Source organism: Blastomonas sp. AAP25, from assembly GCF_001295965.1.
Taxonomy (GTDB): domain Bacteria; phylum Pseudomonadota; class Alphaproteobacteria; order Sphingomonadales; family Sphingomonadaceae; genus Blastomonas; species Blastomonas fulva.
In genome coordinates this window covers 1-21926 of record NZ_LJHP01000002.1, presented here as the reverse complement: position 1 = coordinate 21926, position 21926 = coordinate 1, and the positions used below count along the sequence as shown (strand labels likewise).

At 64.0% G+C, this 21926-nt stretch carries 24 protein-coding genes; 15 read left to right on the top strand and 9 right to left on the bottom strand.

Annotated elements, in window-relative coordinates; translation table 11 throughout:
• Nucleotides 1-251: 251 nt before the first annotated feature.
• Entirely contained in the window at nt 252-965 is a 714-nt protein-coding gene (locus IP68_RS01875; protein WP_054133277.1) for an SDR family NAD(P)-dependent oxidoreductase, read from the bottom strand.
• A gap of 13 nt (nt 966-978) precedes the next feature.
• Nucleotides 979-2439, bottom strand: coding sequence for an amidophosphoribosyltransferase (purF, locus tag IP68_RS01870; protein ID WP_054133276.1), 1461 nt, complete (start codon nt 2437-2439; stop codon nt 979-981).
• Between the two features lie 139 nt (nt 2440-2578).
• Here purF and hisI point away from each other — a divergent pair, with 139 nt between their 5' ends.
• The 5 genes from hisI (at nt 2579) to IP68_RS01845 (ending at nt 6453) form a co-directional block, all read left to right on the top strand.
• Nucleotides 2579-2944 carry a phosphoribosyl-AMP cyclohydrolase gene (gene hisI / locus IP68_RS01865; RefSeq protein WP_054133275.1) on the top strand — a complete coding sequence of 122 codons (366 nt, stop codon included), beginning with the start codon at nt 2579-2581 and terminating at the stop codon, nt 2942-2944.
• Entirely contained in the window at nt 2941-3471 is a 531-nt protein-coding gene (locus IP68_RS01860) for a hypothetical protein (RefSeq protein WP_054133274.1), read from the top strand. Before hisI ends, IP68_RS01860 begins: the two co-directional genes overlap by 4 nt.
• Nucleotides 3472-3513: 42 nt before the next feature.
• Complete coding sequence (locus IP68_RS01855; RefSeq protein ID WP_054133273.1) at nt 3514-3942, top strand: MerR family DNA-binding transcriptional regulator; 429 nt, start codon at nt 3514-3516, stop codon at nt 3940-3942.
• 114 nt (nt 3943-4056) lie between these two features.
• On the top strand, nt 4057-5859 hold the full coding sequence (locus IP68_RS01850) for an acyl-CoA dehydrogenase C-terminal domain-containing protein (protein WP_054133272.1): 1803 nt from the start codon (nt 4057-4059) through the stop codon (nt 5857-5859).
• Nucleotides 5860-6174: 315 nt separating this feature from the next.
• Entirely contained in the window at nt 6175-6453 is a 279-nt protein-coding gene (locus IP68_RS01845) for a hypothetical protein (RefSeq protein ID WP_054133271.1), read from the top strand.
• Between the two features lie 145 nt (nt 6454-6598).
• On the opposite strand, the gene cysK is transcribed toward IP68_RS01845, so the two are convergent.
• Nucleotides 6599-7516 (bottom strand): cysteine synthase A, encoded by a 918-nt coding sequence (cysK, locus tag IP68_RS01840; protein ID WP_054133270.1) that lies wholly within the window; start codon nt 7514-7516, stop codon nt 6599-6601.
• Nucleotides 7513-8826 (bottom strand): MFS transporter, encoded by a 1314-nt coding sequence (locus IP68_RS01835; protein WP_054133269.1) that lies wholly within the window; start codon nt 8824-8826, stop codon nt 7513-7515. Before IP68_RS01835 ends, cysK begins: the two co-directional genes overlap by 4 nt.
• A 198-nt stretch (nt 8827-9024) precedes the next feature.
• Between IP68_RS01835 and IP68_RS01830 the strand changes: the two genes are divergently transcribed.
• A complete protein-coding gene (locus tag IP68_RS01830) occupies nt 9025-10770 on the top strand; it encodes a DUF885 domain-containing protein (protein ID WP_054133268.1) in 1746 nt (581 codons plus the stop codon).
• 93 nt (nt 10771-10863) lie between these two features.
• Here IP68_RS01830 and IP68_RS01825 read toward each other — a convergent pair whose 3' ends face one another.
• Both IP68_RS01825 and IP68_RS01820 read right to left on the bottom strand, forming a co-directional pair.
• A complete protein-coding gene (locus tag IP68_RS01825) occupies nt 10864-11229 on the bottom strand; it encodes a hypothetical protein (RefSeq protein ID WP_054133267.1) in 366 nt (121 codons plus the stop codon).
• A 13-nt stretch (nt 11230-11242) separates the two neighbouring features.
• The gene (locus tag IP68_RS01820) at nt 11243-11911 is read right to left on the bottom strand and encodes an EI24 domain-containing protein (protein ID WP_054133266.1); all 669 of its coding nucleotides are present in this window, start codon (nt 11909-11911) and stop codon (nt 11243-11245) included.
• A 143-nt stretch (nt 11912-12054) separates the two neighbouring features.
• Here IP68_RS01820 and IP68_RS01815 point away from each other — a divergent pair, with 143 nt between their 5' ends.
• The 6 genes from IP68_RS01815 (at nt 12055) to proC (ending at nt 17103) form a co-directional block, all read left to right on the top strand.
• Nucleotides 12055-13053: an adenosine kinase gene (locus IP68_RS01815; protein ID WP_054133655.1), complete on the top strand. Its 999-nt coding sequence runs from the start codon at nt 12055-12057 to the stop codon at nt 13051-13053.
• Between the two features lie 599 nt (nt 13054-13652).
• The gene (locus IP68_RS01810) at nt 13653-14447 is read left to right on the top strand and encodes a TlyA family RNA methyltransferase (protein WP_054133265.1); all 795 of its coding nucleotides are present in this window, start codon (nt 13653-13655) and stop codon (nt 14445-14447) included.
• A 106-nt stretch (nt 14448-14553) separates the two neighbouring features.
• Nucleotides 14554-15123, top strand: a complete 570-nt coding sequence (locus IP68_RS01805) for a TspO/MBR family protein (protein WP_054133264.1) — start codon at nt 14554-14556, stop codon at nt 15121-15123.
• 96 nt (nt 15124-15219) lie between these two features.
• Complete coding sequence (locus IP68_RS01800; RefSeq protein ID WP_054133654.1) at nt 15220-15489, top strand: accessory factor UbiK family protein; 270 nt, start codon at nt 15220-15222, stop codon at nt 15487-15489.
• 192 nt (nt 15490-15681) lie between these two features.
• Nucleotides 15682-16134 (top strand): YbjN domain-containing protein, encoded by a 453-nt coding sequence (locus IP68_RS01795; RefSeq protein ID WP_054133653.1) that lies wholly within the window; start codon nt 15682-15684, stop codon nt 16132-16134.
• A 165-nt stretch (nt 16135-16299) separates the two neighbouring features.
• Entirely contained in the window at nt 16300-17103 is an 804-nt protein-coding gene (gene proC / locus IP68_RS01790) for a pyrroline-5-carboxylate reductase (protein ID WP_082382056.1), read from the top strand.
• Here proC and IP68_RS01785 read toward each other — a convergent pair.
• From IP68_RS01785 to IP68_RS01775, 3 genes are read right to left on the bottom strand one after another with little or no spacing between them, the layout of a single operon-like run.
• A complete protein-coding gene (locus IP68_RS01785; RefSeq protein ID WP_054133262.1) occupies nt 17097-17612 on the bottom strand; it encodes a GrpB family protein in 516 nt (171 codons plus the stop codon). The two genes, proC and IP68_RS01785, sit on opposite strands and share 7 nt — an antisense overlap.
• A gap of 20 nt (nt 17613-17632) precedes the next feature.
• The gene (locus IP68_RS01780; protein WP_054133261.1) at nt 17633-18502 is read right to left on the bottom strand and encodes an LOG family protein; all 870 of its coding nucleotides are present in this window, start codon (nt 18500-18502) and stop codon (nt 17633-17635) included.
• Between the two features lie 25 nt (nt 18503-18527).
• Entirely contained in the window at nt 18528-19433 is a 906-nt protein-coding gene (locus tag IP68_RS01775; protein ID WP_369814813.1) for an extensin family protein, read from the bottom strand.
• A 150-nt stretch (nt 19434-19583) separates the two neighbouring features.
• Here IP68_RS01775 and IP68_RS01770 point away from each other — a divergent pair, with 150 nt between their 5' ends.
• The 3 genes from IP68_RS01770 to IP68_RS01760 all read left to right on the top strand — a co-directional run bounded on the left by IP68_RS01770 (nt 19584) and on the right by IP68_RS01760 (nt 21835).
• Nucleotides 19584-20189: a sulfite oxidase heme-binding subunit YedZ gene (locus IP68_RS01770; protein WP_054133260.1), complete on the top strand. Its 606-nt coding sequence runs from the start codon at nt 19584-19586 to the stop codon at nt 20187-20189.
• A gap of 23 nt (nt 20190-20212) precedes the next feature.
• A complete protein-coding gene (locus IP68_RS01765) occupies nt 20213-20524 on the top strand; it encodes a PepSY domain-containing protein (protein ID WP_231683617.1) in 312 nt (103 codons plus the stop codon).
• Nucleotides 20525-20677: 153 nt separating this feature from the next.
• A complete protein-coding gene (locus IP68_RS01760; protein ID WP_054133259.1) occupies nt 20678-21835 on the top strand; it encodes a phosphoserine transaminase in 1158 nt (385 codons plus the stop codon).
• Nucleotides 21836-21926: the final 91 nt, after the last annotated feature.

The window sequence follows — 21926 nt, the reverse complement described above, 5'->3', positions numbered from 1 at the left end:
CCGATTTGTGGCTTTGCCGATTTTGGATTGTCATAATGCGCGCAGATTACGCGCGCCTTAGGGGAAGGGTGGTAAATGCTCGAACTGCGGGGTTCCGAGCCGTTCTCCACTCCCACGTGCGGGAGGGGCAGGCCCGGCTTCCCGGGCCGGGGTGGGCCTGAAAAGGAGCGGACCTCAGGCCCATCCCGGCTGCGTCTCAGCCACCCCTCCCGCAAGAGGGTGGGGAGAGATCAGAAAAAAGAGGTGGGATATCAGCCCTGCAGAACGAGCCGGTGGTTGGTCTCGAAGTCGCTGGCGAGCAGGTCAGCGATCGCTTCTGCCACTGCCTCGGGTTCCTTGACCGTTGCAGGGTCTTCGCCCGGATAGGCCTTGGCGCGCATCGCAGTGCGGGTGCGGGCGGGGTCGACGATGGCGGTACGCACCTTGCCGATGTTGCGCATTTCCTCGCCATAGGATTGCAGCAGCACCTCGAGCGCGGCCTTGGAAGCGCCATAGGCCCCCCAGAAGGCGCGCGGCGCGGCGCCGACCGAGCTGGTCAGCGCGACCACCCGGGCATGGCCGCTCTTGCGCAGCATCGCATCGAAATGCGCGATCATCGCCTGTGCGCTCAGCACGTTCAGGGTCATCAGCCGGTTGAATTCGCCGCCATCGATGGTCGGAACCGGGCCCAATGTGCCCAGCATAGCAGCGTTGAGCACCATGATGTCGAGCGCCTCCCAGCGGCTGCCGATCGCCACCGCGAGCCGCGCGATGCTTTCGCCATCGCTGAGATCCAGCGGTGCGATCGTGGCATTGCCGCCCGCCTCGAAGATCGCGTCCTCGACGGCTTCCAGATCCTTGGCGGTGCGCCCGGTGAGGATGACATGCGCCCCGCGCGCGGCAAGTGCCTTGGCGGTGGCAGCGCCGATGCCGCGGCTGGCACCGGTGACAAGGGCCAGCTGGCCTTCGAAAATCTTATCGGTCATGCGCGAAGGGTCCTCAGCCGGCGACTCGTTCGGCCAGCAATGTCAGCTGGTTGGGCTGGTCGCGCTCTGCCAGATCGGTAAGCGTGGTGGGATAGTCGCCGGTAAAGCAGGCGTCGCAGTAACGCGGATTGTTGTCCAGCCGCTCGGCTTCCCCCAGTGCTCGGTACAGGCCGTTGATCGATACGAACGACAGGCTGTCGGCCTGGATGAACTGGCGCATTTCCTCGATCGACTTCTGTGCGGCGAGCAGCTTGGACCGTTCGGGCGTATCGACGCCATAGAAGCAGCTGTGCATCGTCGGCGGGCTCGCGATGCGCATGTGCACCTCGGCCGCGCCCGCATCGCGCATCATCTGCACGATCTTGAGCGAAGTGGTGCCGCGGACGATCGAATCGTCGATCAGCACGATGCGTTTGCCGTCGATCAGCGGACGATTGGCATTGTGCTTCAATTTTACGCCCAGATGCCGCACGCCATCGCCAGGCTGGATGAAGGTGCGTCCGACATAATGCGAGCGGATGATGCCGAGCTCGAACGGCAGTCCCGATTGCTGGGCATAACCGATCGCGGCCGGAGTGCCGCTGTCGGGTACGGGGACGACAAGGTCGGCCTCGACTGGGTTCTCGATCGCCAGCTGAGCGCCGATCGCCTTGCGCACAGTATAGACCGACGAACCATCGACGATCGAGTCAGGGCGCGAGAAATAGACATGCTCGAAGATACAGGGCCGCGAGTTCTTCTCCGCGAACGGACGGTGCGACCGGATCTCGCCGCCGCTGACCACCACCAGTTCGCCCGGATCGACACTGCGCACGAAATCTGCGCCGACGATATCGAGTGCAACGGTTTCCGACGCGAAGATCACCGTGTCGCCGATCTTGCCCATCACCAGCGGGCGGATGCCCAGCGGATCGCGGCAGGCGATCATCCCGCTGTCGGTCAGGCAGATCAGCGAATAGGCGCCCTCTACCTGCTTGAGCGCATCGATGAACTTGTCGAGCAGCGTGCGATAACGCGATGTCGCGACCAGATGGATGATCGTCTCGGTATCCGAGGTCGACTGGAAGATCGATCCGGTGCGGATCAGATCATGCCGCAGCTTCATCGCATTGGAGATGTTGCCGTTGTGTGCGATCGCAAAACCGCCCGAGGCCAGCTCTGCATAGAGCGGCTGGACGTTGCGAAGCGCGGTCTCGCCGGTGGTGGCATAACGCACATGGCCGATAGCCCATTCGCCCTTGAGCGAGCGCATGATGTCTTCGGAATCGAAATTGCCCGCCACATGGCCGAGCGCCTTGTGGTTGTGGAAAAAGCGGCCGTCAAAGCTGCTGATGCCCGCGGCTTCCTGGCCGCGGTGCTGCAGCGCGTGCAAGCCGAGCGCGACCATAGCGGCCGCATCGACGGCGCCTGCCACGCCAAAAACGCCGCACTCCTCGCGCAGCTTGTCGTCTTCAAAAGGATGAGTGGTGATCATGTCGCGCGCCCGATTCGGTTGCAGCCGGCTGGTTCGGCACCCCTATAGGCAGCCATATGGGGTTTGTCTTGCATTTGTCACAGGTCATTTATTGTTAACCGTGTTGCACAGGTGCTTAAGCGGGATTAACCGGGGTTCCATGTCAAATCCGCGCGAGACCGGGCTGGCCCTGGACCCCAAATATGATGCCGCAGGGCTGATCACCGCCGCGGTCACCGATGCGGCCAACGGCGCGCTGCTGATGATCGCGCACATGAACGCAGAGGCGCTGGCGCTGACGCTGGAAACTGGGGAGGTCCATTTCTGGTCTCGCTCGCGCGCTAGCCTCTGGAAGAAAGGCGAGACCTCGGGCCATGTGCTCAAGCTGGTCGAGCTGCGGATCGATTGCGATCAGGATGCGGTGTGGGTGGTGGCATCGCCGGCTGGGCCCACCTGCCACACCGGCGCGCCTTCATGCTTCTATCGCAAGGTGACGCCCGACGGCACGCTGGAGCGGATTGCGTGATCCGGCGCGCTGCTCTTGCCTGCCTGGTGCTGGCCGGGTGCAGCGAAACCAAGGCCGGGGATGACGCGGCCGCAGTGACACCGCTCGACGCCGCAGCCATCGAGGCGGGCGTGATCGTCGATCCCGAAATCATGGATCTTGCGGGCAGCTTTGCCGACACCGGCGGTACCGGCAGCGATGCCTTTTGCGCGCGCGGCGACCGGCAGGGTGGCTATACGGTGGGCGTGCTGGTGACCTTTGGCGGATCGAGCCAGTGCGAGGCGCAAGGCTCGGCCAGCCTTGCCGGCGAGCAGGCCAGGATCAGCCTCGATCGCAGCGCCAAGGGCAATGCGGTCCGCGGGTGCAGCTTTACCGCGCACTTCGATGGCACCGGGCTCGCGCTGCCGGGCAGCCTTCCGCCTGGATGCCTTGCCGTCTGCAGCGATCGTGCGAGCCTTGCGGGGGCATCCTTCGCGCTGGTCGAGCCGGGGGACCGGGCCGCCGGCAGTGCTCGCGGCCGTTCGCTCGACAGGCTTTGCGCTGGCTGATTTTGCTTGACGTTTACGTCAAGGGAATGTAGCTCGAGCACCATGCACGACCGTTCTACCCTTGGCCGCATCGACACTCCCGATCTGCAGAATCGGGACAGCTATACCATCTCCGATCTTTCGGACGAATTCGGCGTGACCGCGCGCGCGCTGCGGTTCTACGAGGACGAAGGCTTGATCGCTCCTGAGCGCAAGGGTCTGACCCGCGTCTATTCCAAGCGCGATCGTGCGCGGCTCGCCTGGATCATGCGCGCCAAGAATGTGGGCTTCAGCCTCGGCGAAATCCGCGAGATGATCGATCTGTACGACATCGGAGACGGCCGGCGCGAACAGCGCCGCGTCACGCTGCAGCGCTGCAAGGAACGCATCGCGCTGATGCGCAAGCAGAAGAAGGATATCGAAAGCTCGATCCAGGAGCTTTCGCAATTCGTGAAGATGGTCGAGCGGGTTGACCGCGAAGACCTGGCTTAACGATAGCAGGCCTGACCGGCCAACCACTCAGCGGGCGGTTGCCTCACGGACCACGCCCCGATCGGGCCCAACTGGCCTGAAACATTGATCGCCATTGTTTGAGAGGACATTGACATGCCCAAGTACACCGCCCCCGTGCGCGACACCCAGTTCATCCTGACCGAGGTTCTGGGGATCGAGAAATATTCCAACCTGCCGGGCTTCGATAACGCCGCGCCCGACGTGCTGTCCGCCGTGCTCGAGGAAGCCGGCAAGTTCGTCGAGGAAGTGCTGTTCCCCTTGAACCAGGTCGGCGACCAGCAGGGCTGCACCCGCCACGCGGATGGCACCGTCACCACCCCCGACGGCTTCAAGGAAGCCTATAACCAGTATTGTGAAGCTGGCTGGGGCACGCTGGCTGCGCCCGAAGAGTTCGGCGGACAGGGCATGCCGCATGTCGTAGGCATCGCGTTCGAGGAGTTCATGTCGTCGAGCAACATGGCGTTTGCCATGTACCCGGGCCTCACCCACGGCGCGGTTTCGGCGATCCTCGCCAAGGGCAGCCAGGAGCAGAAGGAGAAGTACGCTCCCAACATGATCAGCGGCAAATGGGGCGGCACGATGAACCTGACCGAACCGCATTGCGGAACGGACCTGGGTCTCATCCGCACCAAGGCGGTGCCGCAGCCCGGCGGTGCCTACGCGATCACTGGTACCAAGATCTTCATCTCGTCGGGCGAACACGACCTGACCGAGAACATCATTCATCTGGTCCTCGCCAAGACCCCCGATGCGCCCGACAGCGTCAAGGGCATCTCGCTGTTCATTGTGCCCAAGTTCCTCGTCAACGACGACGGCTCGCTGGGTGAGCGCAACGCGGTGTCGTGCGGATCAATCGAGCACAAGATGGGCATTCACGGCAACTCGACCTGCGTGATGAACTATGACGGCGCGACCGGCTATCTGGTGGGTGAAGAGAACAAGGGTCTCGCCGCGATGTTCATCATGATGAACGCCGCGCGCCTCGGCGTCGGCGGGCAGGGCCTGTCGATGGGTGAAGTTTCGTACCAGAACGCGGTGCAGTACGCCGGTGATCGCCGCCAGGGCCGCGCGCTCACCGGTGCGCAGGATGCCAACGAAAAGGCCGACACCCTGTTCGTCCACCCCGATGTCCGCCGCATGCTGATGGAAGCCAAGGCGATCAACGAGGGTCTGCGCGCGCTGATCCTGTGGGGCGGACTGCAGGTCGACCTGACCCACAAGTCGCAGACCGAAGAAGAGCGCGTCGCTGCCGATGACATCATCAGCCTGCTTACCCCGGTGATCAAGGGCTACGGCACCGACAAGGGCTATGAGATCGCCACCAACATGCAGCAGGTCTATGGCGGCCATGGCTATATCGCCGAATGGGGCATGGAACAGTATGTCCGCGATGCCCGCATCGCGATGATCTACGAAGGCACCAACGGCGTGCAGGCGATGGACCTTGTCGGTCGTAAGCTCGCGCAGAATGGTGGCCGCGCGGTGCAGACCTTCTTCGGCATCCTCGACAGCGAATGCGCCGAAGCCAAGGGCGATGAACGCCTCGCCGATTTCGCCAGCCGCCTCGAAAAGGCTGCGGGCGAGCTCAAGGCCGCGACGATGTGGTTCATGCAGAACGGCATGGCCAACCCCAACAACGTCGGCGCGGGTGCGCACAGCTACATGCACATCATGGGCATCGTGGCGCTGGGCCTGATGTGGCTGCGGATGATGCGTGCTTCGATCGCCGCGCTCGATGCAGGCACGGGCAACGCCGTGTTCTACGAAACCAAGCTCAAGACCGCGCGCTACTTCGCTGAGCGGATCATGCCAGATGCCGGCGCGCTGCGCCGCAAGATCGAAGCGGGATCCGAGGCGATCATGGCGCTCGAACCCGAGCTTTTTGCCGCTGCATAACCGCTCAAACAGCTGCTAGCTGGTGTCAGGGGCGCTTTCGTGAGACCGGAAGCGCCCCTTTCATGTCGATTTGCGACGAACCGAATGCGAATTTGGTCGCCGCCCGAAAACCGGATGGCGCAGCCTTCTCTCTGGTCGCGCGCCGGGCAGACACAAATTTGCGCTGGGCCGCCGGAACCTGTCCTTGTGCGTCATCCGGCCTCGGTTGGTGCAGGAACAGCTGCCCTGCTTCCTCGTTGATGCTGCGGAGCGAAGATGGCCCTCCACAACATCTTAAGACCCTGCCGAGGGGTCGCATCACGAGGAGAAGAACTCATGAAGAACACTATTTTTGGAACCCTGATTGCCGCTGGCGCACTGGCAGCAACCCCCGCCCTGGCCCAGGACATGGCGCCCGAAACCCCGGCCCCGACCGAAGCTCCGGCAACCGAAGCCCCCGCAACCGCTGAGCAGGCACCGCCCGCAACGCTGGATTCGAACGGCGACGGCAAGATGGACGCCTGGGATCGTAACGGCGACGGCAAGGCCGACGCATGGGATACCGATGGCGACGGCCAGCCCGACAAGGCTGATCCGATGGAAGCCGCGGAGTAACCAACAGCCCTTAAGGGTCGCAACCGAAGGCCGGGAGAGCATTCTCCCGGCCTTTTGGCGTTGTTGGACTTGATAGCGTCGTCACACCCGCGTTCGCGGGGGTGATGATGATTGGGTTGAAGAGCGCTCTGCCCGTGAGCGCAAATTACTCCGGCAGGAAATCGGGCACCGACAGGTAGCGCTCGCCAGTGTCGTAATTGAAACCCATCACCCGCGAACCAGCAGGCAGTTCGGGCAGCTTCTGCGCGATCGCCGCCAATGTTGCGCCCGAAGAGATTCCAACCAGCATCCCTTCCTCGCTCGCGGACCGGCGTGCCATCTGCTTGGCATCGGCAGGATCCACCTGGATCACGCCATCGATCAGCTTGGTGTGCAGGTTGCCCGGGATGAATCCCGCGCCGATGCCCTGGATGGGGTGCGGGCCGGGCTGGCCGCCCGAGATCACCGGCGACAGCGTCGGCTCTACCGCATAAACCTTCAGGCTCGGCCAGTGCTTCTTGAGCTCTTCGGCACAGCCGGTGATGTGGCCGCCGGTGCCCACCCCGGTGATCAGCGCATCGATCGGCGAATCCGCGAAATCGGCGAGTATCTCGAGCGCGGTGGTGCGGACATGCACCGCGATGTTGGCGGGGTTCTCGAACTGCTGCGGCATCCACGATCCCGGCGTCGCATCGACCAGTTCCTGTGCACGCTCGATCGCGCCCTTCATGCCCTTTTCGCGCGGGGTCAGATCGAAGGTCGCGCCATAGGCCAGCATCAGCCGCCGCCGCTCGATCGACATGCTCTCGGGCATCACGAGCACAAGCCTGTAGCCCTTGACCGCGGCGACCATCGCCAGCCCGACGCCGGTGTTGCCCGATGTCGGCTCGATAATCGTGCCGCCGGGCTGCAGCGAACCGTCGGCCTCGGCCGCCTCGATCATGGCGAGCGCGATGCGGTCCTTGATCGATCCGCCCGGATTGGTCCGCTCCGACTTGATCCAGACTTTCGCGTCGCCGAACAGCCGGTTGATGCGGACGTGCGGGGTCTTGCCGATGGTCTCGAGGATGCTCGATGCGATCATGATATGGTCTCTCCTGCAGAGGGCGCCGGTTGTTCGGGCGCATGGGATTGGGAGTGGGCTTCTTCCTCGGCAGGATCGAAGCTGCGCGCTGCACCGATCTGCGGAAACAGCCGGGCCCACAGCGCGGTGATGACTATAGCACCGCCGCCGCCCGCCACAACCGCCGCGACGGGGCCGATCAGCCAGGCGAGCATGCCCGAGAACGCATCGCCCAGCTCGTTCGAAGCCGACACGGTGAGCAGCGACACCGCAGAAACGCGGCCGCGCTTGTCGTCGGGCGTGTTCAGCTGGATCAGCGACTGGCGGACATACACGCTGAACATGTCGGCCGCGCCCGCGACGAACAGGCACGCCATCGAGACGATCAGAATCTTGCTGAAACCGAAAACGATCGTCACCAACCCGAACAGGAAGACGCTCGCCAGCATCTTGTTGCCGACATTGGTGCGGATCGGGCGGAAGGAAAACACCAGCGCGACCAGCGCCGCACCTGCCGCAGGCGCCGATGCCAGCAGCGACAATCCCTGCTCGCCAACCTTGAGGATGTCGCGCGCAAAGACCGGCAGCAGCGCGGTCGAGCCTGCGAGGAACACTGCGAACAGATCGAGCGTGATCACGCCCAGCACGAGCTTGTTCTGGCCAACATAGGCCATGCCATCGATGATCTGCGCGATCGGCCCCTTGCCCTTGGCCATGATCGTGCGCGGCACCTCGCCGACGGTCATCATCGCCACCGCCGCCAGCGTGTAGAGACAGGCGCTGACGATATAGGGCAGGTCGGGGCGGATCGCGTAGAGCGGGCCCGCCATCGCCGGGCCCACCAGCATCCCCGATTGCCAGGCGATCGACGAGAGCGCGATGGCGGTGGGCAGCGACGCCTTGGGCACCAGATTGGGCGCGAGCGCGCTCAGCGATGGGCCCAGAAACGCGCGCGCCGTGCCCAGCAGCGCGGCGATCATGTAGAGGATCGGCAGGCTGATCAGGTCGTTCGCCGTGGTCCACGCCAAAGTCGCGGCGATACCGGCCTGGCACAGCAGCACGGTGCGCGCGACAAAGCGCCGGTCCATCCGGTCCGCGATCCAGCCGACAAGCGGGGTCAGCACGAACAGCGGCGCGAACTGCAGCAGCCCGATCATCCCCAGCCGCGCCGAGCTCGATGCGATGTCCATCGTTTCGCGCGCGATGTTGTACGCCTGCCAGCCGACGATCAGCATCATGCAATACAGCGCCAGCATCGACGCCAGCCGGGTCAGCCAATAGGCGCGATAATTGGCGATGGTGAACGGGTGAGGGGCGGCGGGATTGTCCATGGCCGTCCGGTAAGCCAGCGCGGGGCAGGCGGCAAGCAAGATGAACTTGCAGCTGTGTGCGATGGATGTTGTGCAGTTGCGAAAGAATGCCTCTTCCCAAGCCTGGCGCTTGGTGTCAGCAATGTAGCATCACGACGAAAAATGCTCCCCTTGCAGTGGAGGATTTTCCAAGTCTGAACTCCCATCAAAGGGTCGCGTATGAACTGGTCGAAAAAGCTCCTCGCTGCCGCATCGCTCGCCGTGATGGCGACCGCGTGCAGCGTTGCTCCGTCGGATCAGCCCGCCGCCTCCGAACAGACCACGGGCATCGACACCGCATCCGAGTGGGGCAAGTTTGTCGACATCTTCCTCACCGGGTATTTTCCGCGCAATCCGGATTTCGCGGTCTATCAGGGGCGGCACGAATTCGATGGCAAGCTGCCCGACTGGTCCGAAAAGGGGCTCGCCGACCAGATCGCGTTCCTGGAAAAGACGCTGGCGGAGTCGCAGGGGATGGACCCGGCCAGTCTTGCCGACGATCACCGGTTCGAACGCGATTATCTGATCGCGGTGGTGCGCGGAAAGCTGTTCTGGCTCAAGCAGGCGGACTGGCCGCACCGCAACCCGGCGTTCTACACCGGAACGCTCGACCCTTCGGTCTATGTCACGCGGCCCTATGCTGATGTCGACACTCGCGCCAAGGCGTTCATCGCCTATGCCCGCAGTGTGCCCAAGGCGGCAGAGCAGATTCGCGCCAACCTGAAGACCCCGCTCGACCCCTATGCGATCGACTATGGGGTCAATGCGTTCGGCGGCTATGCCACCTTCTTCACCAGCGATGCCCGCGCCGCCTTTGCCGATGTCAGCGACGATGCGATCCGCGCCGATCTCGAATCCGCCACCGCCGAGGCGAGCAAGGCGATGCAGGGCCTGGCCGACTGGTTGAAGGCCGAGAAGACCACCGCAAAGGTCGGCTATGCGCTGGGCAGCGAGCTGTTTTCGCAGATGCTGGTCGCGACCGAAATGGTCGACCTTCCGATCAGCGAACTGAAGGCGATCGGCGAGGCCGACCTCAAGCGCAATCAGGACGCGCTGGCGACCGCCTGCGCGCAGTTCGCCCCTGGCGCGACGATGGCCGATTGCATGGCGAAGCTGTCGCTCGACAAGCCCGAGGACGGCCCGGTGGCCGAAGCGCGTCGGCAGTTGCCCGAACTGCGCGCGTTCCTGGTCGACAAGGATCTGGTCTCGATTCCGGGGACCGAAGAGGCGAAGGTCGAGGAATCACCGCCGTACAACCGCCAGAATTCGGCCTATATCGATATTCCAGGGCCTTACGAGAAAGGCCTGCCGTCGGTCTATTACATCTCGCCGCCCGATCCATCATGGGCGCCCGAGGTGCAGGCCGAATACATCCCGCCCAAAAAGGACCTGCTGTTCACCAGCGTGCACGAGGTGTGGCCGGGCCACTTCCTCAACTTCCTCCATGCCAACCGCGCCAAATCCTTCTTCGGGCGACTGTTCGTGGGCTATGCCTATGCCGAGGGCTGGGCGCATTATACCGAGGAGATGATGTGGGAAGCGGGCCTGGGCAAGGGCGATCCCGAAGTCCATATTGGCCAGCTTGCCAACGCGCTGCTGCGCAACTGCCGCTATCTCTCCGCGATCGGGCTGCACACCGGCGGCATGACGGTCGAGCAGTCGCTGACCATGTTCCGCGAGCAATGCTATATCGACGAAGGCAATGCGCGCCAGCAGGCGCTGCGCGGCACCTATGACCCGGGCTATCTCAACTATACGCTGGGCAAGCTGATGATCCGCAAGCTGCGCGCCGACTGGACTGCCGGCAAGGGCGGGCGCGATGCGTGGAAGGCGTTCCACGATGCGTTCCTCTCTTATGGCGGCCCGCCGGTGCCGATGGTGCGCGCCGCGATGATGGAAGAGAAGAGTGCCAAGGCGGTGTTTTGATCTTCTCGTCAACCGCGCGCAGGCGGAGGTCCCGATTCTTTTTCTAGCGGTGGCGAACAAGCGGGGTTCCCGCGTTCGCGGGAATGACGAAGGCTACTTCTTCAAAGCATCCACGCACGCGGCGCGGTCAACCGACTGGCCGTCGCTGCGCCGCGCATCGATATAGGTGACCACCTGCGCGCCGCCTGCGCCTTCAGGATAGAGAAATGCGTCGAGCACGCAGGCGCTGCCGACGAACTGCAGCTTGCGCGCATCGAATTCGCGGACATCGAGCCGCGGCGTGCCGAACATACGCTCCAGATCGCGCGCGGATTTGCCCAGCACCGCCTCGAGCCCCTTGCCGGACAGCGTCGTACTGCGCGCCGGGATCGCGGGTCGGGCCGGGCTGGTGACCTTTTGCGGCGCGGCACAGGCAGCCAGCCCCAGCGTCAGCGCGGCAATCGCCAAAATGCGGTTCATCGGTGTCGCCCCTTCAGGCCCGGCGCTGGTGAAAAAGATGCGTGGCCATCGCCGCGGCTATAATCGGTGCGAACAGATTGACCAAGGGGACGAGCAGCAGCAGATTGGCAATCAGCCCAAGCACGAAACGGCTGGTCCGGGGCGAGGGCTCTGCCGCCAGCCCCGGATGCCGTGCGGAAACCATCTCGTCTAGGTCGCGCCCGACCAGAACCGCGTTCACGCCAAGGAACAGCATCGGCGCACCCACGCCGGTGAACAGCAACACCAGCGCGAAGGGCAACGCGATCGCGTTGTACAGCAGCGCCCGACCCAGCGAGCGCAGCGCCATTGCCAGCGACGGCCCCCAGGGCAGATCGCGCGCGCTGGCGGCAGCCTGCGGGTAATGTTTGCGTTCGACCGCGATGACGATGCGGTCGGCGAACAGCTGCAGCACCGCAATCGCCACGACGCGCCACCAGAACCAGAAGGCGATGATGGTGGCGACCACTGCCAGCACTCCGGTCCATTCGGCATAGCCGGACAGCGGCCCGCCATAGCTGGCCATTGCCCAGGCCAGACCCTGCCACAACCCCCAGCCGGTCAGCGCGAAGATCAGCGCGGCCAGCGCGAGCGTCCACGCCAGCGCGCCCAGGATGGCGCGATCGCCCAGTTGCGCCAGGCTCTTGAAGAAGGCGGTCAGCATGCGCCTATCGTGTCGGGCAATTCGGCTTCCGGGTCAATTGCGCGCAAATGGGCTTGAACCTGCAGGTGCAAGCCGATAGGCCGCGCGGCAACATTCCGCGCTGCCTCGTCCCTGGGGCGCGCCATCAGAAAGTCCTGCCCGAAATGACCAGCCCCCGTTTTGATGTCCTCGCCATCGGTAACGCCATTGTCGATGTCATGGCCCCCGCCGACGATGCCCTGCTCGCCAATGAAGGCCTGACCAAGGGCGGCATGATGCTGATCGACGCCGATCGCGCGACCTCTCTCTACGCGGCGATGGGCCCGGCGCAGGAAATCAGCGGCGGCTCGGCTGCCAACACGCTCGCGGGTCTTGCCGGAATGGGCTGCAAGTGCGCGTTCATCGGCCAGGTCGCCGACGACCAGCTGGGCGAAGTGTTCGCGCACGACGTTCGCGCGCTGGGCATCGATTATGCGACCCCCGTGCGCGCCGGCGACGACACCCCGACCGCGCGCTGCCTGATCCTGGTCACCCCCGATGGCCAGCGCACGATGAACACCTTCCTTGGCGCCTCGCAGTTCCTGCCCGCCAGCGCGCTCGACCCCAAGATGATTGCCGATGCCGCGGTTCTGTATCTCGAAGGCTATCTGTGGGATCCCGAAGAGCCGCGCGCCGCGATGCGTGCCGCCATTGATGCTGCACGGTCGGCAGGTCGCAAAGTCGCCTTCACGCTGTCCGACGCGTTCGTCATCGATCGCCACCGCGCCGACTTCCTCGATTTGCTCGACAAGGGCCAGATCGACATCCTGTTCGCCAACGAGGCGGAAATCTGCTCGCTGGCGCAAATCGACGACTTTGACGGCGCCGTCGCCGCGATCTCTGCCAAGCTGCCGACTCTGGTCGTTACCCGCAGCGAGCTTGGCGCGATCGCGGTGCATGAAGGTGCGCGTTTTGCCGTGCCTGCCGAGCCGATCGACAAGGTGGTCGACACCACCGGCGCGGGGGACCTGTTCGCCGCCGGTTTCCTTGCCGGTCAGGCGCAGGGCAAGGACGTGGAAACGTCCTTGCGGATGGGCGCGATCGCCGCGGCCGAAATCATCTCGCATTTCGGCGCACGCTCGGCCGCCGACCTGAAGGCGCTGGTTGCACAGAAGTTGGGCTGAGGGTTAATTCACTTCCATCGTCATTCCCGCGCACGCGGGAATCCCGCTTCTGCGTGACATCCGCGCAATAGCGGGACCCTCGCGTTCGCGGGGGTGACGGGAAAACCCGATAGCGTCGGATATATTCTGAGGTGAGGAGCGATCGGAGGGGCCGCTGCGTCCCTGACGCTCAAGCTGGCCATCGGTAAGGATCGTCGAAGCTCAAAATATGAGAGGGGCCGCCGGGGATCACAGCCCCCTGCGCGGCCCATCACATGGTCAGCGGCCGGAAGTGCCGCCTTCGAAGTGTATCTCGCGCTTTAACAAGCGCCTGCCCAGACCATTGGGCAGAAGGCTGTTAGCCGCGAACACTCCGAATGGACTTGACCGACCCCTTTGCTGAACCATGAGACATCGGATCACCTCCTTTCGCTATGTTGAAAACCAAGTGAAGGGCCATTCGCAAAAACCCGGAAACTCCCGCGCTTCTGACGATCTGTATACCTTGCATGACTGTTGTGAATCATCCCGGGGTTCACAGCAAGACTTGTAATTCATTTTTTTTGGCGTCACTATCTGCCGCTCGCAAAAGCAAGGTACTGCCGGTATGGCAGGCTGCCATGCCCGATCATCCCCCCCATTCCGCACCCGACAAAAAGGCTTCGGCCAAGGCGCCCAAGCTGCGCATCGACCAGCTGCTGGTCGAGCGCGGGCTGGTCGAAAGCCGCGCACGCGCGCAGGCGCTGATCCTGGCGGGGCTGGTGTTCGCAGGCGAGCGCAAGGTTGCCAAGGCGGGCGAGACGCTGGCCACCGATGCGCCTGTCGAGGTGCGCGGGCGCGACCATCCCTGGGTGTCGCGTGGCGGCATCAAGCTGGCGCACGCGCTCGACCATTTCGGCATCGACGTCACCGGCATGACCGGAATCGACGTCGGCTCGTCCACCGGCGGTTTCACCGATGTGCTGCTGACCCGCGGCGCCGCACATGTGTTCGCGGTCGACAGCGGCACCAACCAGCTCGCCTGGAAGCTGCGGCAGGACCCGCGCGTCACCGTGCACGAACAGACCAGCGCGCGAATCCTGAGCGATGCCCATATTACACAGCCCATCGACATCGTGGTGTGCGACGCCAGTTTCATCGCGCTCGACAAGGTGCTGCCAGTGCCGATATCCTTTGCGCGCCCGGGCGCGTGGCTGGTCGCGCTGATCAAGCCGCAGTTCGAGGTGGGGCGCGACCAGATCGGCAAGGGCGGGGTGGTGCGCGATCCCGCGCTGCACGCCGCGGTGTGCGACCGGGTAATGCAATGGCTCGATAGCATCGACTGGCCAGTCACCGGCCTGACGCAAAGCCCGATTACAGGGCCAAGTGGCAACGTGGAATTTCTGGTCGCGGCACAAAAAGGACGCAGCTGCTGACCCGAAGCGGTACGCATTTGCATGGTAAACCCCGCTGGCGCGGCGCAAATGAATCCGATATGCCGATGCAGGTAAACCCCTGAAAAGGGCAGGAGACTCCGCTTCGATGAATGAAATCGCCTCGCCCATGCAGCTTCGTCTCGGCTTTTTGCGCTGGGCCCTGCTGTTTGTCCCGCTGGTCGTGCTGCTCGGCTTCGGCGTCAGCGATTTTTCCGGATCGGGTGAGGACAACCGGTGGTTCCAGGCGCTGCAGAAGCCCGAAGCGCAGCCGCCGGGCTGGGCGTTCGGCGCGGCATGGTCGGTGCTGTACGTGATGATGGGGCTCGCCGTAACCGTCGTCGTCACTGCACGCGGGGCTAAATTGCGCGGGCTTGCGGTGCTTTTGTTCTTCTTCCAGCTGGCGCTCAACCTTGCCTGGCCGATCTATTTCTTCGGGATGCATCAGGTGACCGGCGCGTTCTATCTGCTGGTGGCGGTGTTCGTGGCGGCGTTTGCGACGACGATCGTGTTTGGCCGGGTACGCCCGCTCGCGGCGTGGCTGATGGTGCCGTATCTCGCCTGGCTGTGCTTTGCCTCGGTGCTCAACAAGCAGATCGATACGCTCAACCCCAATGCGGAAAATCTGGTCGTGCCGCGCGATTCCCAGCGGATCCAGCTGGCCCCGCCCGCGCCCTGACCTCATCAAGGGCGCTTGCGATTGGTGCAGGCGCAACCCACATGCTATGGCATCACAATTGAACCGGGGCGCAATGCGCCTGCGATGGAGACTTTCATGCAGAACAAATCCGAATTTGGCGGCGATTTCGCAAAGTTCATCAACGGCCTGGCCGGAACCGTTGCAGGCATGAGCCGCGAGGCGGGGGAAAGCGCGCGCGAGCGGACCCGCGAATGGATCGCCGGGCTCGATTTCGTCAGCCGTGAAGAGTTCGACGCGGTGAAGGAAATGGCCAGCAAGGCGCGCGAGGAAAGCGAAGCCCTGAAGGCCCGGATCGACGCGCTGGAAGCGGCAATGGCCAACAAGGGCGCCGGCCCTGCCGCCTGAACGCGGTTTAACGCTCCGTTATCCACAGTTTTTGAACAGACTTCACCACATCACGCGTAGCAGTGGCCCGAGCGGCCATTGCGCGCAGCCGCGCATCCCGGCAATTTAAAGGCGCGCCAAGGGGCGCGAAAGGAAATTCATTTGAACGAACAGCAGCTTGATCTGGACCGGGAAGAAGCCGCCCCGGTGGACATGCTTGCCGCGCTGTTCGAGGCGCGGGGCTGGCCGTGCGAAATGGTGGGCGAGGACGAGCTGCTGACCGAGGTCAAGGGCAGCTGGACCAGCTATCAGCTGCGCGCGATCTGGCGGCACGAGGACAATGTCCTGCAGCTGCTCGCGATGCCGGACATTCGCGTTCCCGACGACAAGTTCGCGGTCATCTGCGAGGCCTTGGCGCTCATCAACGAGCAATTGTGGCTGGGCCATTTCGACATCTGGTCGAACAGCGGCGTGGTGCTGTATCGCAACGGCATGATGCTGGGTAGCGACGCGATGCTGGGGCTCGACCAGGCGCAGCTCGCGGTCGAGGCGGCAATCGACGAGTGCGACCGCTTCTATCCGGTGTTCCAGTTCATCCTGTGGGGCGACAAGACCCCGCAGGAAGCGCTGGCCGCCGCGCTGATCGACACCCAGGGCGAGGCTTGAGGCATCAAGGCCAGCAACAGTTTCGAGGCTGGCATTTGCCCCCCTGATCCGTCATTCCCGCGCAAGCGGGGATCCCGCTTTTTGCGACGGTAGCCAAGGAAGCGGGCCTCCCGCGTTCGCGTGGGTTACGATTGAGCAATTCGTTCGCGCAGATGGAGATGGGCCTTGTCCAAGCTATTCCCCCAATCGCTGGTCGTCATTGGGTCAGGCAACATGGCCGGCGCGATGCTGCGCGGGTGGTTTGCGCGCGGGCTCGATCCGGCCAGCGTCACCATCGTCGATCCGTCACCGCGTGACCCGCTCGAAGGCGTCCGCCACCTGACCGCGATCGATGCCAGCATCTCCGCGCCCGAATGGCTGCTGCTGGGGATCAAGCCGCAGATGCTGCCCGATGTCGCGTCGCAAGTTGCGTCGCTCGACCTGTCGGAGACATTGCTGGTGTCGATGCTCGCCGGAATTGAGATCACCGCGCTGCGCTCCGCTGTGCCGCAGACCAGGGCGATCGCTCGGATCATGCCCAATATGGCGATCGGCATCGGCCAGTCGGTCACCGCTTTGTTCGCCGAAGCCCTGGCTCAGCCCGAGCAGGAGCAACTGGAAGCGCTGTTTGCCATGCTCGGCAGCGCCGAGTGGTTGACCGACGAATCGCAGATGCACCTCGTCACCGCGCTCAGTGGGTCGGGGCCTGCCTATCTGTTCCGATTCATCGATGCGCTGGGCAAGGGGGCGCAAGCGCTCGGCATGCCCGCCGATCAGGCGTCGCGCTTCGCGCTTGCCATGGTGCGTGGATCGGCCGAACTCGCCCATCAGTCGCCCGAGAGCCCGGCGCAGCTTGCCGAGCGGGTCGCAAGCCCTGGCGGCACCACCCGCGCCGCGCTCAACGTGTTCGACGCCGACGATGCGCTCGATCGGCTGGTGGCAGAGGCGATGGCGGCTGCAGCCAGGCGCAGCGTCGAACTGGGTCAGTAGGCGCGGGGACGCCCGCGATACCAGGTAAGCGCATCGGTCTGCGTCTTCAGGACAAAGGGTGCCTTGCCTTCGATATAATCTTCAGCCCCGGCGACAAGCCGCTGCTTAAGCAGTGAATATTGCGCGGCAATATCTGGGTGTGCGCGCAGATAATCGCGGAACGCCAGATGGCGTTCGATATCCGCCGACCCTGCCGCATAGCCATGCAGATGGTGGGTCCGGCGCCCGGATGCGTCGTCCTTGCGGAAATACCGCCGCCCGTCGATGCCGTATGCCCCCATCGCCTGATAGCCAAGGGCGGCCAGCGCGGGTGCAGCCTCTTCGAGTGCGTCCAGCGACGTTGTCACCGCCAGCATGTCGATCACCGGCTTGGCATGGATGCCGGGAATGGCGGTGCTGCCGATATGGTGCAGCGTGATCAGACTTTCGCCCATGGCGGAACGGATGGCTTCCCGCTCCACCATGAAGTCCTTTTCCCACAGGGGATTATGGGCAATGATTTCGATCATGCCTCAACCCGGTCCAGCTCTCAGCCGCAGGGCAGTTCGTAGAACGTCCGGATCTTGTCCCATGCCTCATCGGCGGTTTCGACAAAGCTGAAGAGCTGCAGATTGCCCGGCGAGATCACGCCTTCCTCGGCCAGCGCCTCGAAATTGACCACGCGGTTCCAGAACTCGCGGCCGAACAGCATGATCGGGATCGGCGCCATCTTGCCGGTCTGGATCAGGGTGAGCAGCTCGAAGAATTCGTCAAAGGTGCCGAAGCCGCCGGGGAACACTGCGACCGCGCGCGCGCGCAGCAGGAAGTGCATCTTGCGCAGTGCGAAATAGTGGAACTGGAACGACAGATGCGGGGTAACGAAACGGTTGGGCGCCTGTTCGTGCGGAAGCACGATGTTGAGCCCGACCGATTCCTTGCCGACATCGGCAGCGCCGCGGTTGGCCGCTTCCATGATCGAGGGGCCACCGCCCGAGCAGACGACGAACTGGCGCTTGCCGTCCTCTTCGACGCCGCATTCGCTCGCCAGCTGGGCCAGCTTGCGCGCTTCGTCATAATATTTCGCCTTGGCGACCAGCCGCTCGGCAACGGTCTTTTCTTCCGGCGTGCGCGCGGCCTCGACCAGCCCTTCGGTCTTGTCGGGCGAGGGGATGCGCGCGGAACCGTAGATCACCAGGGTCGAGCCGATGCCAGCCTCTTCGAGCAGCATCTCGGTCTTCAGCAGCTCCAGCTGGAAGCGAACCGGGCGCAGCTCCTGCCGCAGCAGAAAGTCGGTATCGCCAAAGGCCAGCCGGTAGGCGGGGTCCTGGGTCTGGGGGGTGTCGTGTACCGCAGCGTCGGCGGTGCGGGCGTCTTCGGCAGCTTGGCGAAAACGCGGCTCGGTCAGGTCTTTCTTTGTCATCGCCCGCAATTAAGGGGCCAGCGCGCTATCGGCAATAGCCTTGGCCGCTCATGTCGACATGAAGATGGTCCTGATGCGCCGCATTATAGTCCGGGCCCAGCACCGTGCCGAAGCGCTTGCAGGCGCTGGCGTGGATGGTGCGCAGGAAGGCGCGCTCCTGGTTGGAGCCAGCCCAGCCCTGCTTGACCGAGATGCGCCTGCCATCGGCAAGCACGAACGCGGCGATATCGATCGCGTTGGCGTGTGCGTGCTGCGACAGTTTGACCGATCCTGCAATGTTGCGGCAGGAATAGCTGCCCATCGTCTCGATCTTCACCAGTGGGCTGCCCAGCATCTGCTCTGCCGCGCGCGCGATCCCGAACTGCGCCCAGCCGGCAAATCGCTGGGCCAGCTCGCAGCGCACGGGGCCGATGTTGCTGATCGCCAGCTCGTTCAGTCCGCGCGGCGCGTCGGTGAGCGCAATCGTCGACAACCGCACGCTGCCCAGCTGCGAACAGCCCGCGCCGAACACCTGATCGGGCACGGGGGTGAAGCGGACCTGCGCCTGGGTGAGTGCGCTGATGCACTGGCGGGTGTCGGCGACGCTTGGGGCAGGGAGGGCTGCTGGTCGCGCGATCTGCGGTGTGGGCGCGCGCGATACGCCGCGACCCTCAGGCAGCATGCTGCATCCGGCGATCAGCACCGACAGCGCCGCGACCAGCGCCATGCGCTGCATTTCGGGCGAGCTTGAACTGGCGCAAAAACGCGGGTCGGCCCTGCGCATAGGATAACGCGGGCGGCTGTGGGGACGGCCGCTGCCCGCGAGCAGCGTGGCAAGGTCGGGGGTTGCAGTCCCCGGGCTGGCAGGCGTCACGCCGGCACCATCAACCTGCGCACCGGGCAGCATGCTGCCGGTTGCGGGGTTGCTGAAGGGAGGGGCGGCGTTGGTCATGAGATCGATGTTACCCTATGAACTTTAACCCTGCCGTGCCGTCTATGGTTAACAAGCAGGTAGGGATTGAAACCCCGGCATTGCAAGGGATTGCAGACGGGTCTAGCGGTGGCGGAGGCATCTTTCCGCCCCGAACAACGAAGGTCCGCAATGCTGCGAATCCTGAAGATTCCCGAGCTCTTCTGGGTGGTGCTTGCCATCCCTGCGATCGCGATGATCATCGGGTTCGTGCAGGATCCGGTGACCGCGTTCGACCTCGTCCACCCCAGCGGCGAATTTTCGGTCCGGCTGATGATCGTTGCGATGATGGTCAGCCCGCTGCGTGCGATCCTCGGGCGGCGCGGCTGGCTGGACTGGCTGCTGTCGCGGCGGCGCGCGCTCGGCGTGGCGGCGTGCGGCTATGGCGTGCTTCATCTGGCGTTCTACCTGTATGACATGGGCGATTGGGCAATGATCGCCGAAGAAGCGCTGATTTTCAGCATCTGGACGGGGTATCTCGCGCTGATCATCTTCATTGCCATGGCGCTGACCAGCAACAACGCCGCGCAGCGCGCACTGCGCGCCAACTGGAAGCGGCTGCAGCGGCTGGTCTATCCTGCGGCATTGCTGATCGCGCTCCACTGGTTTTATGTCGACGGAGAATGGAAGGGCATGGCGGTGCATTTTGTTCCGCTGCTCGTCCTGGAAACCGCTCGCATCATCCTTATGTTCAAGCGGCGTTCAGCGCGGCGTGCCACACAGGCGATGACGCGCTGACGTCAAGAGAAGAGGGACAATCCATGAAGTTTTCGCAGGCCATGATGGCACTTGCCGCCGCCACCGCAATGCAGTTTGCTGCCAGCCCGGCGGCGCTGGCCACCGGCAAGATGAAGTGCGACTCGGGCCCGCAGTCGACTTGGAAGAGCCGCACCGACCTCGAGTCGAAGCTCACCAAAGACGGCTGGAAGGTCAAGAAGTCCAAGGTCGATGGCGGCTGCTATGAAGTCTATGGCGTGACCCCCGAGGGCCAGAACGTCGAGGCCTATTTCCATCCCGTGACGATGGAAAAGCTGCTGGTGTCGCAGCGCGGCAAGGTAATTTTCAAGAAGTGACCCCCGCGCCGCCCTGTGCCTTTGTTGCACGGGGCGGCGTGATTCTGGACCCGTCCGCCATTTGGTGATTGCCAGTTGTGCAATACATCCCTAGGGCCGTCGACGGGCCACGCGGTCCCAACGCCGCGCGTGCTCTCTGTAAGGAGAGACTACATGACTGATACTGTTGGCGCGAGCACCAATGTGCTTGCCGCAAAACCTGCTACCCTGCCTGCTCGGCCGCACTTCTCGTCCGGCCCCTGCGCCAAGCCTCCAGGCTGGTCGCCGCAAGCGCTTGCCACCGAATCGCTGGGACGTTCGCACCGCTCGAAGGTCGGCAAGGCGCGTCTGCAATATTGCATCGACCTGATGCGCGAACTGCTCAAGCTCCCCGACACCCACCGCATCGGCATCGTGCCCGGATCGGACACAGGCGCCTATGAAATGGCGATGTGGACGATGCTGGGCGCACGCCCCGTCACCGCGCTTGCGTGGGAAAGCTTTGGGGAAGGCTGGGTCACAGATGCCGCCAAGCAGCTCAAGCTCGACCCCACCATCATCCGTGCCGATTACGGCCACATCCCCGATCTCGACGCGGTCGACTGGTCGAACGACGTGTTGTTCACCTGGAACGGCACCACCTCGGGCGCGCGCGTCCCCAATGGCGACTGGATCGCCGAGGACCGCGAAGGCCTGAGCTTCGCCGACGCCACCAGCGCGGTGTTTGCCTACGACCTGCCCTGGGACAAGATCGACGTTGCCACTTTTAGCTGGCAGAAAGTATTGGGCGGCGAGGGCGCGCATGGCGTGCTGATCCTCGGCCCGCGCGCGGTCGAACGGCTCGAAAGCTACACGCCGGCCTGGCCGCTGCCCAAGGTGTTCCGCCTGGTTTCCAAGGGCAAGCTGGCAGAAGGCGTGTTCAAGGGCGAGACGATCAACACCCCCTCGATGCTCGCGGTCGAAGATGCGATCTTTGCGCTCGAATGGGGCAAGTCCATCGGCGGTGCCGAAGGCATGGTTGCGCGCAGCAACGCCAATGCCGCCGCGCTCGACGCCATCGTTCAGGCGCGGCCGTGGCTGGGCCATCTCGCGCCCGATCCGGCGACGCGTTCGACCACCAGCGTCTGTCTGACGGTCGAAGGCGCGGACGAGGCGTTCATCAAGGCCTTTGCCGGACTGCTCGAGAAGGAAGGCGCGGCCTTCGACATCGCAGGGTATCGCGATGCACCTCCGGGCCTTCGCATCTGGTGCGGCGCCACGGTCGACACCGCCGATATCGAGGCGCTGGGGCCCTGGCTCGACTGGGCCTATTCCGAGCTAAAAGCTTCCTGACCATTCTAGCCCTCTCCCCTTCAGGGGAGAGGGTTGGGAGAGGGGCAAACCTTCATTCAAAATTCAACAATAGGGCCGGGTATTGAGGCCA